Origin of the sequence: Synechococcus sp. H60.3 (genome assembly GCF_047462295.1) — a bacterium.
Lineage (GTDB): Bacteria > Cyanobacteriota > Cyanobacteriia > Thermostichales > Thermostichaceae > Thermostichus.
The window spans coordinates 1-15,206 of record NZ_JANSIY010000064.1 but is presented as its reverse complement, the minus strand read 5'-3'; the positions used below and the strand labels follow the sequence as shown (position 1 = coordinate 15,206).

Here is a 15,206-nt window from a genome sequence, read left to right as displayed (position 1 = left end):
CATCGATGTGGGCACCGGCATGACCCCGCTGGTGAAAGCGGAGCGGCTGGGCCGGCGGTTGGGGTTGAAAAACCTCTACCTCAAAAACGACGCCGTTAACATGCCCACCCTCAGCTTTAAGGATCGGGTGGTGTCGGTGGCCCTAACCCGCGCCAGGGAGCTGGGCTTTACCACCGTTTCCTGCGCCAGCACGGGCAATCTGGCCAACTCCACCGCCGCCATTGCCGCCCACGCCGGCTTGGATTGTGTCATCTTCATCCCGGCGGACTTAGAAGCGGGTAAGGTGCTGGGATCCCTCATCTACAACCCCATCGTCATGGCGGTGGAGGGCAACTACGACCAGGTCAATCGCCTCTGCGCCGAGGTGGCCGATCGCTACGGCTGGGGCTTTGTCAACATCAACCTGCGCCCCTACTACGCAGAAGGCTCGAAAACCCTGGCTTACGAAGTGGTGGAGCAACTGGGGTGGCAACTGCCGGATCAGGTGGTGATCCCCCTGGCGTCCGGATCCCTGTACACCAAGATTTACAAAGGTTTTCAGGAGTTTGTGAAGGTGGGGCTGGTGGCGGAGAAGCCGGTTACCTTCCATGGCGCCCAGGCCCAGGGCTGTGCACCCATTGCCCAGGCCTTTCGCGAAGGACGGGATTTTGTTACTCCCGTTAAGCCCAACACCATTGCTAAGTCGATTGCCATCGGCAACCCTGCCGACGGCATCTACGCCTTGGAGATTGCCCGCAAGACCGGCGGCCAGATCGCGACGGCTACGGATCCTGAGATTATCGCTGGCATCAAGCTCCTGGCCGAGACCGAAGGCATCTTCACTGAGACGGCCGGCGGCACCACCATCGCCGTGCTCAAACACCTGGCCGAAGCTGGCCACCTCGATCCCGAGGCGGTTACGGTTGCCTACATTACCGGCAACGGCTTGAAGACCCAGGAGGCGGTGCAGGCGCAGGTGGGCCATCCGCTGCTGATCTCGCCCAAGCTGGAGAGCTTTGAACAGGCGCTGGAGCGGGCCCGTACGCTGGAGCGGCTGGACTGGCAGGAGGCCTCGGTTTAAAGCGAGGGGGATCCCCCTGGGCTCTTAACGGAAACTTAATGAAGAACTGTTACGATCCCTGGTACAGGCCCACCTGCTCAGGAGCTTTGCGCCATGCCTATCTTTCGTTCTGTCCGTTACTTTGCGCGTCGCTGCCTGCCGGTGGCGGTAGCGGTGTTGACCCCTCTTGCTTGGGTTCCCACGGCTCGGCCCCAGGGACTGAACACCATTGCCGTTGAGCTGGAAACTTTGCCCAGCAGCTACTCGACGCTGGCGGCGGCTCTGCGGGCGGCGGGGCTGAATACAGCGTTGGCGGGGCCGGGGCCATTTACGGTCTTTGCCCCTTCTGATGTGGCCTTTGGGCAACTGCCGCCGGGCACCGTGGAGACGTTGTTGCAGCCGGCCAACCGGGATCAGCTCACCCGCATCCTCACCTATCATGTGGTGCCGGGGCGGATTACCTCCTTTGACCTGCGGCCCGGCCAATCGACCACTCTGACCACCTTGGCAGGGTTGCCGCTACGGGTGCAGGTGGGATCCGATGGCAGCATCCGGGTCAACGGGGCCAACGTGAACCTGGCGGATATTCCCGTCTCGAACGGGGTGATTCACGGCATTGACGGGGTGCTGCTACCCTAGTCTTCTAATGTTGGTCTTGGACGAAGCATTGGCTTATGGCGGTCAAGGTGTTAATTCCCACCACGCTGCGGGCGCTCACCCGGGATCAGGAGGTGGTCAGTTGCGAGGGATCCACCATTCGGGAATTGCTGGAGGCCTTGGAGCAAAGCTATCCGGGCATCAAGGCGCGGCTGTGCGACGAGAAGGGGGAATTGCGCCGCTTTGTCAATTTTTATGTCAACAGCGAAGATATTCGTTTCCTCAACGGCTCCGACACCCCTCTTCAGGATGGGGATGAGGTGAGCATCGTCCCTGCGGTGGCCGGGGGCTGAGGGCTGCCGAGCCTGCCGTGGATCCCAGGGATTGGTTAAGCCAGCCGGCGCCGCTGGTGGCGCCTGCTTTGCTGGGCATGGTGCTGGTGCGGCAATTTGCCGATGGGCTGCAGGTGCGGGCCCAGATCGTGGAGACAGAAGCCTACACCGCCGGGGATCCGGCCTGCCACGCCTATCGCCGCAAGACTCGCCGCAACCAGGTGATGTTCGGGCCGCCGGGCCATCTCTACATCTATCGCATCTACGGCCTCTACCACTGTCTGAACATCGTCACCGAGGCGGAAGGGATCCCGTCAGCAGTGCTGATCCGGGCAGCCCAGTTGGATTGCCTGCCGGAGTGGATCCCGGCTAACAAACGACAGAAACCGGCGCGGGTGGCGGCGGGGCCGGGCCTGCTCTGCCAGGCGCTGCGCATCGATGGATCCCACAACGGCTGGCGGCTGGATCCGGTGCCAGCCGGTCAGGAAGGCATTTGGCTAGAGGGATCCCCCTCTGGGCCAGCCCAATGGACCATTGTCCAGACCACCCGCATCGGTATTACCCGCGGCGTGGAGCTCCCCTGGCGCTGGTACATTAAGGGGCATCCGGCGGTGTCGCGCTACTAGTGGGGGCAAGCAGAGCATGGGGGTTGCAAAAGGCCGGAGCGGTTGGCAAGGTCTGCTTAGGCTGGCTGGCGTGACTGTACTGCTTCTGCCGGCGTTGGCCCAGCCGGCTCCCACTTCCCCAGGACTCCTGACAATGCAAGTCCAGGCCCATGTTACCTATCGCACCGGCTTGCAGCGCTGGCATGCCCCCCAAGGTTTTCAGGACTGGTCAGCCCGCGGGATCCGGCTGAATGCCCAAGGGCAATTGGTTTTGGATCCAGAGGACTGGCGGCAAGCAGTCAGCCTTGAAGGGCCTGAGTCGGCGTTTCAGGGCCAGCCTTTTTATCCCCCCGGCCCCTATTGGGTGGGAGAAGCCGTCAGCCCGGAGGTTCCCGCCGGCTTTCCTCTGGTGGAAGCGATCGTCTCCTGGAATGCCACCACGCCCCCCGGCACCTGGCTGGAAGTGGGGATCCGGGCCAAGCTTGCGGGGCGCTGGACGAAGTGGTATCACGCTGGCGTGTGGGCCGCCGATCCGGCCACCCTGGCCAGCCACTCCGTGGGCGGGCAGGCAGATGAGGACGGCAACCTCAACACGGATTTGTTGGTGCTCCAGGATACCCAAAGGGGGGCAGAGGCTTTTCAGGTCAGGGTGCGCCTGTTCACGCAAGAGCCAGGCCGTTCCCCCCTTGTGGATCAGGTGGCGGTTGCCTTTTCCAACCAGCCGGTCCAGCCCAGCCACCTCCCCCCTGGGGATCCCAGCCGCTGGGGCCAGGTCTTGGATCTGCCCTTGTGTTCCCAGATGGTCTACGCCGACGGGGGAGCAGCTTGGTGCAGCCCCACCGCTTTGGCCATGGTGATGGCCTACTGGCAGCGGGATCCCCGCCCCTGTGAGCCGTTGGTGCGCGCCGCGGTGGCCGGGGTGTACGACCGGGTTTACCAGGGCCACGGCAACTGGGCCTTCAATGTGGCTTATGCCGCCGAGCGAGGGTTGGCCGGCCTGGTGGCGCGGCTGCAGAGCCTGGCCCAAGCAGAAGCCTGGATTGCGGCGGGAGTGCCGGTAATCCTTAGCTACGCCTGGCGGGAGGGCGAGCTGGAGGGGGCGCCGATCCCCCGCAGCAACGGCCATCTGGCAGTGCTGGTGGGGTTCGATAACCAAGGGGATCCCATCCTCCACGACCCGGCGGCCCCGACCCACGCAGAAGTTCGCCGCACCTACCGCCGCGACCAGCTGGAGTCTTTGTGGTTGGCACACTCCGGGGGTACTGTCTATTTGATTTATCCGCGGGACTGGCCGATCCCAGAGCTATAAGTCTAACGACCGTCGCTCACCCTGCCAGACGCTTCTGCTCGAAGAGGCTGGGATCCCGATCTGGACACTTGAGCAGACAAACGCAGACACAACTTGGCAAGCACCCAACTGCCATCTGGCTTTTCGGCGGGGATTTGAGTAAGGATGTAAAGAGTGAGGAGTGTAACTCACCTGTGGGTGAGGGCAGTTGGTTATGAATAGAAATGCAGTTCAGGGCCTGAGGCATTGGCCGGGCTGGCTCCTGCAGCAGGGAAGGTGTTGGGCAGTTTTCGCCGGCTCGTACGCTGAGGAAGACAGGCATGGAGGTTTGGGTTCCCGCCATTTCCCAGTTTGGGGGAGAGGATAAGCTGCATCATGCCACGACGGGTTTCCCCTGCACCGCTATCCTTGCCGGCGCTGAGTGCCCTGGTGCTGGCCCTTTCGGCCTGCGGCGAGCTTTCTTCTTCTAATTTGTCTCCCAGCGTCGTTCCCCCTTCTGCCCTGCAACCGCTTTCCACTCCAACTCCCCTCGCCCCCTCCGCCTTTGCCCTCACGCTCGAACAGGCTCGCCAAGCGGGTCTGGCGCTGCCCAACAATCGCATCGTTTTGCTGCTCCAGGAACAGGGATCCGATCTGGTGGCCCAGCTGCCAGCCTCCGAGGTGGAGCGCTGGCTGGCCCGCACCGCCACCTGGCCGGGGGTGGAAGGGATCGACTTGAGCATTACCCTGGGCAGCTATCGCCAAACCGCCACTGCACCCCTGCGCTCAGGGCAGCCGGCCACCTTCACCTTTACCAACCCGCCCGCGGGCGAAGCGGAGCTGAGCGCCGTCGCCTACCGGGGATCCACCACCTTGGCCCAAGGGAAGGGATCCCTGACCCTTTCTGACCGCTCTGGGGGCTCTGGCGGGGCCAATCGCCGCCTGGCCATGCTGGTCCTCGCCGAGGTAGAGGTGCCGCTGCTGCATACGGGGTCGGGGGTGCCGGCGCCCGGCCAGCCCCTGCTGCTGTTAGGAGAAAATCTGGAGCGGGTGGAAACGGTTTTGTTTGCTTCAGCCGTCAATCCTGAGCGCAGCTTGAGAGGGGAGATCCGCTCCCGCAGCAGCGACCGCCTGACGGTGATGCCGCCGGCCTCCCTTTCCGGAACCGTTTGGGTGGCCGTTGCCGATGCGGCGGGGCAAGGGTTGGGAACCTTGGTTTACGAGTGGCCAGCCCCTACCCCCTCACCCACCCCTACTGCGGCGGCAGCCTCAGCCTGGCGGGTGGAGACCTTGCTGAATGGCCGCACTGCCTCGGCAGTCCTTCCTAGAAACAGCGTCTCTGATAGCGGCGGCGAGGCCGAGATCCCTCTCAAACAGATTGGCGGCATTGCTGTTGATCCAGAAGGGTTCTTTTACTTGGCCGACCCGGCCCAGCACCGGATTTTTCGCCTTTCTCCCGAAGGGGAACTGGAGGTTTGGGCCGGCAGCGGCAAGGCCGGCTATCGGGATGGAGCGGCTAATCAGGCCCAGTTTGACTCCCCCCAAGGGCTGCTCTGGGATCCCAAAGGGGGAGTGTGGGTGGCCGACAGCGGCAACCACTGCCTACGCCACATCAGCCCTCAGCGGCAGGTAACCACCTTTGCCGGCACTTGTGTAGCCGGCTACCGTGATGGGGAGCGCGACCAGGCGCAGTTTCGCGAGCCCTTTGGCCTGGCCTTGGGTCTAGAGGGCAGCCTTTATGTGGCCGACCGTGCCGACCGCCGCATCCGCCGCATCACCCCCGCCGGCGAGGTGACCACAGTGGCTGGCACCGGACAGCCGGGATCCGCCGATGGCCCGGCAGAGCAGGCCCAGCTCCTGCAGCCCACGGCCCTAGCGGTGGACAGGGAAGGGAATCTCTGGATCGCTGACCGGCATCGCCTGCGCCGGCTCTCTGCCGACGGAGAACTGACCACCCTCTCCAGTACAGAGGCGGGCTACCGCGATGGCCCCTTGGCGCAAGCCCGTTTTCAAACCCTTGCAGGGCTGGCCTTCGATGGGTCGGGGAGTCTCTGGCTGGCCGACCGAGATAACCATCGCCTGCGGCGGCTGCAGCCTAATGGACAGGTTGCCACCTTGGCCGGAGGGGAGGAGCCAGGCTGGCAGGATGGCCCCGCCTCCTCGGCCCGCTTCCAGCAGCCCGGCCATCTGCTCATTTTGCCGGATGGCAGCGTGGTAGTGGCAGATAGCGGTTTACCCGGCTTGCGCCGTCTTAGCCGCCTCCTCCCCCCGCCCGCTACTCCCGTTTCCAGGGGATCCCCCTAGCGGCGCCGGTGGCGGGCCAAGGCCGCTTCGTAAGCCCGCCGATTGGCCTGCAGGGACTTTTCCAGATCCACCAGAGGGCGGGGATAGTCTACCCCTAGCCGCACGCCAAACTGCTTTTGCTCAGCGGCGCTGAGGCGATAGGGCTCGTGGATCTTCTCCCCCGGGATCCCGGCCAGTTCCGGCAGCCAGTGGCGTAAGTAGTGGCCTTGGGGATCGTAGTCGCGGGACTGCTTGGGAATGTGGAAGTAGCGGAAGCCGCGGGCGTCGTTGCCCACACCGGCGGTGTAGTTCCAGTTGCCATAGTTGCTGGCCACGTCATAGTCGATGAGCAGCGACTCAAACCATTCCGCCCCCAGGCGCCAGTCAATCCCCAGGTTTTTGGTTAGAAAGCTGGCCACATTCTGCCGCCCGCGGTTGGACATAAAGCCGGTGGCCGCCAACTCCCGCATGTTGGCATCCACCAGGGGGTAGCCGGTCTCGCCGCGGCACCAGGCCTGAAAGCGATCCCAGTCCTGCTGCCAGGGGATGGGGATCCCCTGGATCCCGGAGGGGCGAAACAGCTTGGCCCCGTGCTTGGCCAAGATGAAGCGAAAGTAATCCCGCCACAGCAGCTCGAACACCAACCAGTAGGTGGATTCGTTGCGCACCCGCTCCTGCTCGTAGCGCTTGACTTCGGCATACACGGTGCGGGGGGAGAGGCAGCCTAACGCCAACCAGCCAGAAAGGCGCGAGCTGTCGTTGGGATCCAGCATGCCGTTGCGGGTTTCTTTGTAGACGCGCAACCGGTCCAGCTCCCAGATATAGGTCTGCAAACGCGCCTGGGCGGCGCTGCTGCCACCCGTGTAGACAAAGCGGGCGCGGGGATCCGGCGGAGGCAAGCTCAGCCCCAGCTCAGCCAGGGTGGGCAGAGGGCCGGGATCCAGCCCCGGCGGCAACGGCGGGAGAGAAGGGATGGGCAAGGGATCGCGGACGCTGGCCTTGGCTTCCACCTGCTGGCGAAAGCGGGTGAACACCTCTGGCAAGTCTGCCAGGGCAAAAGGGAGATCGGCGGGGTGGTAGAGGGTGTGGCCCCAGTCCAGGTGCAGCGGGATCCCCAAGTTCTGAAGCGCTTCCTGGAGGGCAGTGGCTACCGCCTCCTCCTCCGTGCCCACTTCTGCATGGGCATAGACAGCCTTCACCCCCCACTCCCGCGCCAGGGCCGGGATCACCTGCTCCGGCTGGCCCTGGCGGATGACGAGGTCGGAGCCGCGGGCTCGGAGCTGCTGCCGTAGATCCGCCAGGCTTTCCAGCAGGAACTGGGCGCGGAAAGGACTGGTCTTAGGAAAGCCAAAGGCCGTCCGGCCAAAGTGGCGGGGATCCAGGCAGTACAAGGGGATGAGGGGGGATCCCTGTTGGCATGCCCGTGTTAGCGGCTGGTGATCCAGCAGGCGCAAATCGGTGCGAAACCAGAGCAAGACGGCCATTCTGCAAGTATCCTAGGGGGGTGACGCTCTCCCCAGCCCTAAAGGGCGGGGATTCTTCCTCGCTCATCGCAAGCTACGCAAGCACGCCGGTGGGGCTGCCACCCCACGCCTGTGGAAGACGCCATAATCCCAACTCCTGGGCCTAGGCCCAGATACTGGCGCCGAATGCAGAAGGCCCGCAGTAAAGTTCAGCAGGGCCAGCGTATCCAGTTGCGGAGTTGGTTTTCGATGGACGGTTTGATAGCAGCAAGTTGCGCGCCTCCTGCGAGGCCATCCTGATACTACTCCAGGCTACATACTGCCGAGATTAGGCGGCTTATCCCCAGGACTAAAGACCGGGGCTTGCGCCGCCGTATTCGTGGTCAAACCGAGCCCAGCCGCTGCTCCCCCCTGGGTCGCCCCAGTTCTGGGCTGGGAACGAAATGGGGCACCTGAGCAGCCGGGATGTGGATGGGGGCTTTGGTGCGCGGGTGATAGGTTTGCCGAGCGGGGCGGTAGCGCAACGAGAAAGTTCCGAAGCGCGCCAGCCGCACCGATCCCCCCTCGGCCAAGCAGCGGCTGATGCTCTCCAGCATCGCCTCCAGGGCGGCAGCAGCCATCTCCACCGTCAGGCCATCCACCTGGGCGGCCATCTGGCGGGCCAGCAAACGACGATTCAAATGGGGAGGAGAAGCCACGACCACTTATCCAGACAACGGCAACAGGACACCAGCGACCCTGGGCTTGATGCTCACAACCTGTGTAGCGAGAACCCCCTCCAAAAGGGAACGGCGTCACCCGGGCCGGCTACCTAAAGCGGAAATGCAGGCTTGAGGAGTTTGGAGCCGGGGCAACCCCTCTGGCGGAAACTTACACGCAGAGGGGATCCGACACTGCAACTGCCCCTGATCCCCTGTCTAGCCGGTATCCAGACTGCTCAACTCGGCTCATCCTTGGCGTGGCCGGAATCGACCGCTTCCAGCTCACTCTCGAAAAACCAGTGCCGGGATCGATCGGGAAATTCCAGAATATAGCCAATGCCACTGCCATCGACCACCCGCCGTGCCAGCACTACGGCCTCCTTGCCTACCAGCGCGCTCACCTCTTCTTGGCCGCGATCCCGAATAGAGCGCACCTTAACCTTATCCCCAACTTTGATCACCATAGCCGATCAGGGTAACCGCGAAGAGCTTCTCCACTCAAGATGGTACGTCAAAAAGGATCCCTGCCGGGATCTGGCCCGACCGGGCTGAGGCCGACGGGGATTGGCTAGAATGGGAGGAGAGCGTTGCGCCCCCAACTGCCCCTGTGATTGCCCTCTCCCTCAAGCCCGCCAACTGCTCCTGGAGCGTTATCAGCTTTCCCTCCACCCTCTACACCCAGCCGGTTCTGGATTTGTTGATCGCAAAAGTTCCCCCCCCCTGGAGAGCGGAGGTGCGTTTGGGCCTGCAGGAGGCGATCATCAACGCCGTTCGCCACGGCAACGGCCTGGATCCCAACAAGAGGGTGATTGTCGAATACGCCAGCTCCGAGCCGTTTTATCAGTGGCTGGTGCGGGATCAGGGCTCCGGCTTTCGTCCCCAGGAGGAGCTAAACCGCTGCCGCTGCGGCATCCTGGAAACGGAAGAGTCGGGGCGGGGAATGCTCCTGCTCACCCAAATTTTCGACTTTGTGCAGTGGAACGAGACGGGCAACCAGCTCTACCTGGGCAAGTACATTCACCCCGGCTGCCGGGATCCCTGGATCGTCTAATACCACTGCCAAAACAGCTTGCCCCTCTGGAGAAGCCAGCGCCCCCGATCCGGATAGGGAGCCTCGGACAGCGTCAGGGCAGTGGTGGCGAAGGCCAGGCGCGTGGACGACCAGCGGGATCCCTGCAGTTGGGGCAGCCAAGTTTCCGGTAGAACTCCCAGGGATCCGTACCCATAGCCCAGGTTGCGGTGGGGCAGGGGGGCCACCAGGCGGCGCCAGGCGCGGTCAGCGCTCAAGGGGGGATCCGCCAGGGCCGCTTCCAAAGCCGCCAAAGAAGAAGCCAGGTAGGCATAGCCTTCCCGGTCGGTGTGGTACACCTGGGCCAAGAGGGGCGATGCTCCCGGGATCGCGGGCAGGGCTTGGGGAAGAGCCTCTGCCGCCTGCAGCTGGGGAGAGCCTCCCCTGCCGCTGACCTGCAGCAGCTTAGCGGCCAAGAGGGGGATGTCTTCTCGCGGCGTGGAGTGGCTTGGCTGGGGTTGCGGCTGGGCCGCTGGCTTGCTCCAGGCGGTGGCGGTGCCACGCTTAGTTGCAATCGATACCACCTGCCAGCCCTGGGCGATTGCCCGCTCATCCAGCGTTGGCGCATCTGGCATCTCGCCAACCCACAGCCAGGCCAGTTCTCCATCCGTGGGCAAAAAGGCAAGGGCGAACTCTCCCCTTTCCGGCAACACGTGCTGCCAGTCCAGCTCCACCTGCGATTGCAACTGCTGCAGCCATTGGCCGGGATCCAGCCGCAGCCCGAAGAGGCTCAGGGGCTGCATCTGCCCCAGGCTCTGCCAAAGGGCAGCCCAGTTCTTTCCGGAAATTAGCGCTAGCGTCTCATCAGGCAGATGCCGAATAACCTGCGGACGAAAAGTTTCTCCAGTCGGCAAAGCAAAGTCAGCAGGCGTATGCCAAAGGACGGCAGTTTCGGCCACCAACCCCCGGAAGTTTACCCCCAGCCCCAGCCCCACTGCCTGCAACGCCAGGGCGTCGGGAGAGGGGGATTCTGGATTTTGCCAGAAAGCCCAACCCACATGCGCCTCCCGTAACGGCTGGATCACCTGCCGAAACCGTGGCTCGGTCACCAACGACAATTGCGGCAACTGCCAGGCATCGATGGCGGCGCGAATGGCAGCAGCCTGTTCTGCCAGCAGCACATAGCGCTTGCCGAAAAGGGCTGCCGCGAACCCCTGCAACTCCGGAAGTGGGCTGGACACCACCTGAATGCCCTTGTAGGTATCCACCTGCACCGGCAAGCCGGCCAAGCTCTGCCGCTCCCACAATAGGTTCAGCTCGAATTGGGCAAGCGCCGCGTCGCGAGTTTCCAAGGCAACCAAGGTGCCCCACTCCGGCAAGCTGGCCAAGAGGGTACTCTTCCCCAGCCAAGGCTGCACCTCTTGCTCAAAGTCCAGGGATCCCCCCGCCAACACGGCTCCCAGCCAGCCCGGGCCTGCGCCAGAGAAGAACTTCCGCCACTGCTGGCGAGTGGCGCGTCGTTGGGAAGCGGGGGTTGCCGCTTGCCAGAATGCCTGCAAATCCTCGAGAGGGGCGGCCAGCAGCAGCAGCGCCTGGGTGGAACGGGGGGCTAGGCCTACAATCGGCGGCAGCGGCGGACGAGACAGCAACAAAGCCAGAGGGCTTTGGGTGAGCAGCCAGGTGATAGCCCACACCATCATGGCAGCTAGAAGGCCCAGACCGATCAGGATCCTGCGCAAGAGTTGCCGTTGTCCCATACCCACATCCACAGCCTGAAATACGCGCTGTCTCGCCTCGGTGCCAGCACCTCAGCATGGCGTAACCATCTTACCTGCGAGGGGAAGTTTGCGCGCCTTGCTTGCCTTTGGCCCGGACTCGGAGTGAGCGATAATGGGTGCGGCGTTTGCAGCGATGGCTCAGCGATGCGCATTTCCTTGAAGTGGCTGCGGGAATTGGTGGACTTTGAGCTTTCCCCGGAAGAATTGGCAGAAGCCCTCACCCTGGTGGGGTTTGAGGTGGAGGAGATTGAAGATCGCCGCAGTTGGGCTGAAGGGGTGGTGCTGGGCAAGATCCTAGCCGCCGAGCCCCATCCCAATGCTGACAAGCTGCGCGTTTGCCAGGTGGACTTGGGCTCCGAGCAACCGGCCACCATCGTCTGCGGAGCGGCCAACGCCCGCGCTGGCCTCCTCGTGCCTGTGGCCACGCCGGGCACTCATCTGCCCGCTGTGAACCTGACCATCGCCAAAGCAGAGAAGCGGGGAGTGATCTCGGAAGGCATGATCTGCTCTTTGGCTGAGCTGGGGCTGGAGAGGGTTTCGGAAGGGATCCACGAATTTCCGCCTGATTTGGATCTCAACCTGTACCCGCTGGGGTCTGACGCCCGCCCGCTGCTGGGCCTGGATGATGTGGTGTTGGATCTCACTTCCACCGCCAACCGCGCCGATGCTCTGAGCATGGTGGGGATTGCCCGCGAGGTGGCCGCCCTCACCCGCAACCCGCTGCGCCTGCCACCAGTTCAGCCCCTACAGGCCAAGCCCATCCCCAATTTCAAATTGCGCATTGCCGACGCCAAGGCCTGCCCCGCCTACAGTGGCGTGTTGATTGAGGGAGTGAAGGTCGGCCCTTCTCCCGACTGGCTAAAGCATCGCCTGGCCGCCGCTGGCATGCGCTCCATCAACAATGTTGTGGATGTTACCAACTTGATCTTGCTGGAATGGGGCCAGCCCCTGCACGCCTTCGACTGGGATCGCCTGCTCCAAATCATGGGCAGGAAGAAGCCCACCATTGAGGTGCGCTTTGCCCAGGCGGGAGAAACCCTAAAAACCCTGGACAGCCAAACCCGCACCTTGCACCCTGAAAGCCATCTCATCGTGGCCGGCGGCCAGCCGGTAGCCCTAGCAGGTGTGATGGGGGGAGAAGAGACAGAAGTGAGCTCGGCCACCACTAGCATTTTTTTGGAGGCAGCCCTCTTTGACCCAGTGGTGACGCGCCGCTCGGCCCGCTCGCAGGGGCTGCGCACAGAAGCCTCGGCCCGCTACGAGCGGGGGGTTAATTTTGCTACCCTCGACCTGGCGCGGGATCGGGCGGTGCAGTTGATTTTGGGGCTGGCGGGAGGATCGGTGGTTGGCCTCACTACCTTTGATCAACGTCCGCCCTTAGAGCGTACCCTGAAGCTGCGGCTGTCGCGCCTCATCGACGTGTTGGGGGAAGAGGTGCGGCCAGAGGAGGTGGAGGAAATCTTGTCGGCTCTGGGCTTTCAGCTTTCCCGCTGTCAGAAAGTTGCCCCGGAGGCTCCCTCCCTCCCTGCTACGGAGACAGCGAGCGTGGCCTGCTGCGTTTGGCAGGTAACTGTTCCCCCCTACCGCCTGCGGGATGTCGAACGGGAGATCGACCTGATTGAGGAATTTGCCCGTCTCTACGGCTACGACCGCTTCTCGGAAACCCTGCCCACGGAGCCGCAGGTGGGATCCCTCTCTGCACGGGAAACATTGACCCGGCAAATTCGCGAGGTGATGCGGGGCATCGGTCTGACGGAGGTGTACCACATCTCCCTCTGTCCGGCGGAGGAGGACAGCTCCCTGGTCAAAATCGCCAATCCGCTTTCCCCCGAGTACTCCGCTGTGCGCAAGGCGCTGTTGCCGGGCTTGGTGGAGGCTTTTCGCTTCAACTGGGATCAGGGCAACGGCCCCCTACAGGCTTTTGAAATTGGCCACGTCTTTGCCTATGCCCCTCCCTCCAGTCCTGAGCCCTATCAGGAGGCGGAGCACCTGGGCGGCATCCTGGGCGGGGATCCCAACCCCAACGACTGGCGGCACCACAACCGACCCATGGACTGGTTCGAGGCCAAGGGGCTCTTGGTCTCGGCGCTGGAGCGGCTGGGATTTGCCCCCGAGTTTCGCCCGGATCCCCCTGAGGCGCAGTCGCGGCTGTTGCACCCCGGTCGGCAGGCCGGTATTTGGATCGAGGGATCCCGCACCGGCATCTTCGGGCAGTTGCACCCCCGCCTTTGCCAGGAGAAGGACTTGCCGGATGAGGTCTATGGGTTTGAGCTGGAGTTGGATCCCTTGCTGGCCAGCCTGGAGAGGCGGGGCCTGGCACAATTTTCTCCCTTCTCGCCTTTTCCGGCCTCGGATCGGGATATCGCCTTCTTTGCGCCGCTGGAGCTGTCAGTGGCAGAAATTGAGAAGGTGATCCGCCAGGCGGCGGGCCCCCTGCTGCAGTCGGTGCAGCTTTTCGACGAGTACCGCGGCCAAAGTGTGCCGCCGGGCCAGCGCAGCCTCGCCTTCCGCCTGGTCTATCGCGCTCCGGATCGCACCCTCACCGATGCGGAGGTGGAAGCCGCGCAAAACCAAGTAAGAGCCCAGTTGGAGAAACACTTTCCGGTTACCTTGCGCAGCTAGCAGCCTGTCAGTTTCTAGTACGATCTTCTGGAAGTTTTTGTCTTACACGGGATCCCTAGCCGTGCAGACCAACGCCTCTCTTTCAGGAACAACCAGCCCTCAGGCTGTGGCCTGCGATCCCCTGACGCGGGCGCAGATTCTCATCGAGGCTCTGCCCTACATTCAGCAGTACCAAGGCCGCGTCATGGTCATCAAATATGGCGGCGCCGCCATGGTGCAGCAGGAGCGCCGAGCTGAGGTGCTGCGGGATATTGTTTTTCTTGCCTGTGTCGGCATTCGGCCGGTGCTGGTGCATGGAGGAGGGCCGGAGATCAACAGTTGGCTGCAGAAGTTGGACATCCCCTTCAAGTTTGTCGATGGCCTGCGAGTAACCGATGCTGCCACCATGGAGGTGGTGGAGATGGTGCTGGTGGGCAAGGTTAACAAACAGATCGTGCAGCTCATCAGCCTGGCCGGCGGCTCGGCAGTAGGGCTGTGCGGGCGGGACGGCAATTTAATTCGAGCCCGCTCCCAGGGCCGGGCGGAAATTGGCTTTGTGGGAGAAGTCAGCACCATCAACCCCCAGTTGGTGCAAACTCTGTTGGAGGGCGGCCAGATCCCGGTGATCTCCAGCGTGGCCGCCGACGAGACGGGCCAAGCCTACAACATCAATGCTGATACGGTGGCTGGGGAGCTGGCGGCCTCTCTGGGGGCCGAAAAGTTAATCCTTCTCACCGACACTCCTGGCATTCTCAGAGATCCTGAGGATCCCAGCTCCCTGATTCCGCTGCTGGATATCGAGACGGCCCGCCAGTTAATCCAGAGCGGCGTGGTTAGGGGCGGCATGATCCCCAAGGTGCAGTGCTGCATTCGCGCCCTGGCTCAAGGGGTTCGGGCTGCCCACATTCTGGACGGGGGATCCCCTCATTCCCTGCTCTTGGAACTGCTAACCGATGCCGGCGTGGGCACTAAGCTTGTCCCCTCTCAATTTTCCGCCCAGTTGGAGAGGCTCAACAGCGGGGCTGGCTAGGCCTCTTTGATAAAGCGGCGGATCTCCCCCACCTGGCCAAGAAATTGGCTATCCACGCTCAGTTGCGCCACGGCTTGGCGGGTCTCTTGTCGGATTTGGCTGGGCTCTAGCTCGTTGCTGGCGCGCACCTGTTCCGGTTGGGTTTTATCGAGAGCCCAAAAGCCCGAAACAGGCCAAACAGGAGGCCACCGCCGATCAGCAGCAGCCCCGCCACCCAAATCGGGAAAAAGATTTTCGCGTAGGAAACTGAGTAGGACGTTGAGTAGGTAGACATCGCCGGTTTTTCTTCATTAAGCTGCCTACAGCCTGCCCTAGCCAAGCGGCCAGAATGCCCTGAAACAGCCAGTTTTCCATCTGTCCCCCAGCAACAAGCAGCGCAGACCCCCCCTCTCCCAAAGGGAGAGGGGACGGGGGTGAGGGCCCCCCCGCCGCAGGGAGGGTGGGTAGAGTATATCAGTTGCCGTCCTCGGTTTTTGGTGTGTGTGAGTGAGCCGTGCCACC

General features: G+C 63.2%; 14 protein-coding genes. 9 read left to right on the top strand and 5 right to left on the bottom strand.

Features of this window, described 5'->3' with window-relative positions:
* From thrC to NW841_RS08175, 6 genes are all read left to right on the top strand, one after another.
* On the top strand, positions 1-1,060 hold a 1,060-nt coding region (gene thrC, locus NW841_RS08200; protein ID WP_414386056.1), incomplete at its 5' end, for a threonine synthase.
* Positions 1,061-1,153: 93 nt separating this feature from the next.
* Positions 1,154-1,678, top strand: coding sequence for a fasciclin domain-containing protein (locus NW841_RS08195; RefSeq protein WP_414364723.1), 525 nt, complete (start codon positions 1,154-1,156; stop codon positions 1,676-1,678).
* Between the two features lie 35 nt (positions 1,679-1,713).
* Positions 1,714-1,989, top strand: coding sequence for a ubiquitin-like small modifier protein 1 (locus NW841_RS08190; RefSeq protein ID WP_414364725.1), 276 nt, complete (start codon positions 1,714-1,716; stop codon positions 1,987-1,989).
* A 17-nt stretch (positions 1,990-2,006) separates the two neighbouring features.
* Complete coding sequence (locus NW841_RS08185; protein WP_414376962.1) at positions 2,007-2,594, top strand: DNA-3-methyladenine glycosylase; 588 nt, start codon at positions 2,007-2,009, stop codon at positions 2,592-2,594.
* Between the two features lie 70 nt (positions 2,595-2,664).
* A complete protein-coding gene (locus tag NW841_RS08180; protein WP_414386055.1) occupies positions 2,665-3,882 on the top strand; it encodes a peptidase C39 family protein in 1,218 nt (405 codons plus the stop codon).
* Positions 3,883-4,236: 354 nt separating this feature from the next.
* Positions 4,237-6,144: a hypothetical protein gene (locus NW841_RS08175; protein WP_414386054.1), complete on the top strand. Its 1,908-nt coding sequence runs from the start codon at positions 4,237-4,239 to the stop codon at positions 6,142-6,144.
* Here NW841_RS08175 and NW841_RS08170 read toward each other — a convergent pair.
* The 3 genes from NW841_RS08170 to NW841_RS08160 all read right to left on the bottom strand — a co-directional run bounded on the left by NW841_RS08170 (position 6,141) and on the right by NW841_RS08160 (position 8,751).
* On the bottom strand, positions 6,141-7,607 hold the full coding sequence (locus NW841_RS08170; RefSeq protein WP_414386053.1) for a DASH family cryptochrome: 1,467 nt from the start codon (positions 7,605-7,607) through the stop codon (positions 6,141-6,143). The two genes, NW841_RS08175 and NW841_RS08170, sit on opposite strands and share 4 nt — an antisense overlap.
* Positions 7,608-7,969: 362 nt before the next feature.
* Positions 7,970-8,266, bottom strand: a complete 297-nt coding sequence (locus NW841_RS08165) for an HU family DNA-binding protein (protein ID WP_414386052.1) — start codon at positions 8,264-8,266, stop codon at positions 7,970-7,972.
* Positions 8,267-8,523: 257 nt separating this feature from the next.
* Positions 8,524-8,751: a cytochrome b6f subunit family protein gene (locus tag NW841_RS08160; protein ID WP_414364736.1), complete on the bottom strand. Its 228-nt coding sequence runs from the start codon at positions 8,749-8,751 to the stop codon at positions 8,524-8,526.
* 143 nt (positions 8,752-8,894) lie between these two features.
* Here NW841_RS08160 and NW841_RS08155 point away from each other — a divergent pair, with 143 nt between their 5' ends.
* Complete coding sequence (locus tag NW841_RS08155) at positions 8,895-9,338, top strand: ATP-binding protein (RefSeq protein ID WP_414364737.1); 444 nt, start codon at positions 8,895-8,897, stop codon at positions 9,336-9,338.
* On the opposite strand, the gene NW841_RS08150 is transcribed toward NW841_RS08155, so the two are convergent.
* Positions 9,335-11,053 carry a DUF3352 domain-containing protein gene (locus NW841_RS08150; RefSeq protein ID WP_414386051.1) on the bottom strand — a complete coding sequence of 573 codons (1,719 nt, stop codon included), beginning with the start codon at positions 11,051-11,053 and terminating at the stop codon, positions 9,335-9,337. The two genes, NW841_RS08155 and NW841_RS08150, sit on opposite strands and share 4 nt — an antisense overlap.
* A gap of 165 nt (positions 11,054-11,218) precedes the next feature.
* Here NW841_RS08150 and pheT point away from each other — a divergent pair, with 165 nt between their 5' ends.
* Positions 11,219-13,696 (top strand): phenylalanine--tRNA ligase subunit beta, encoded by a 2,478-nt coding sequence (gene pheT / locus NW841_RS08145; protein ID WP_414386050.1) that lies wholly within the window; start codon positions 11,219-11,221, stop codon positions 13,694-13,696.
* A 106-nt stretch (positions 13,697-13,802) separates the two neighbouring features.
* The gene (argB, locus tag NW841_RS08140) at positions 13,803-14,705 is read left to right on the top strand and encodes an acetylglutamate kinase (protein ID WP_414376975.1); all 903 of its coding nucleotides are present in this window, start codon (positions 13,803-13,805) and stop codon (positions 14,703-14,705) included.
* On the opposite strand, the gene NW841_RS08135 is transcribed toward argB, so the two are convergent.
* The gene (locus NW841_RS08135; protein ID WP_414364742.1) at positions 14,702-14,833 is read right to left on the bottom strand and encodes a hypothetical protein; all 132 of its coding nucleotides are present in this window, start codon (positions 14,831-14,833) and stop codon (positions 14,702-14,704) included. The genes argB and NW841_RS08135 overlap by 4 nt on opposite strands.
* Between the last annotated feature and the right edge of the window lie 373 nt (positions 14,834-15,206).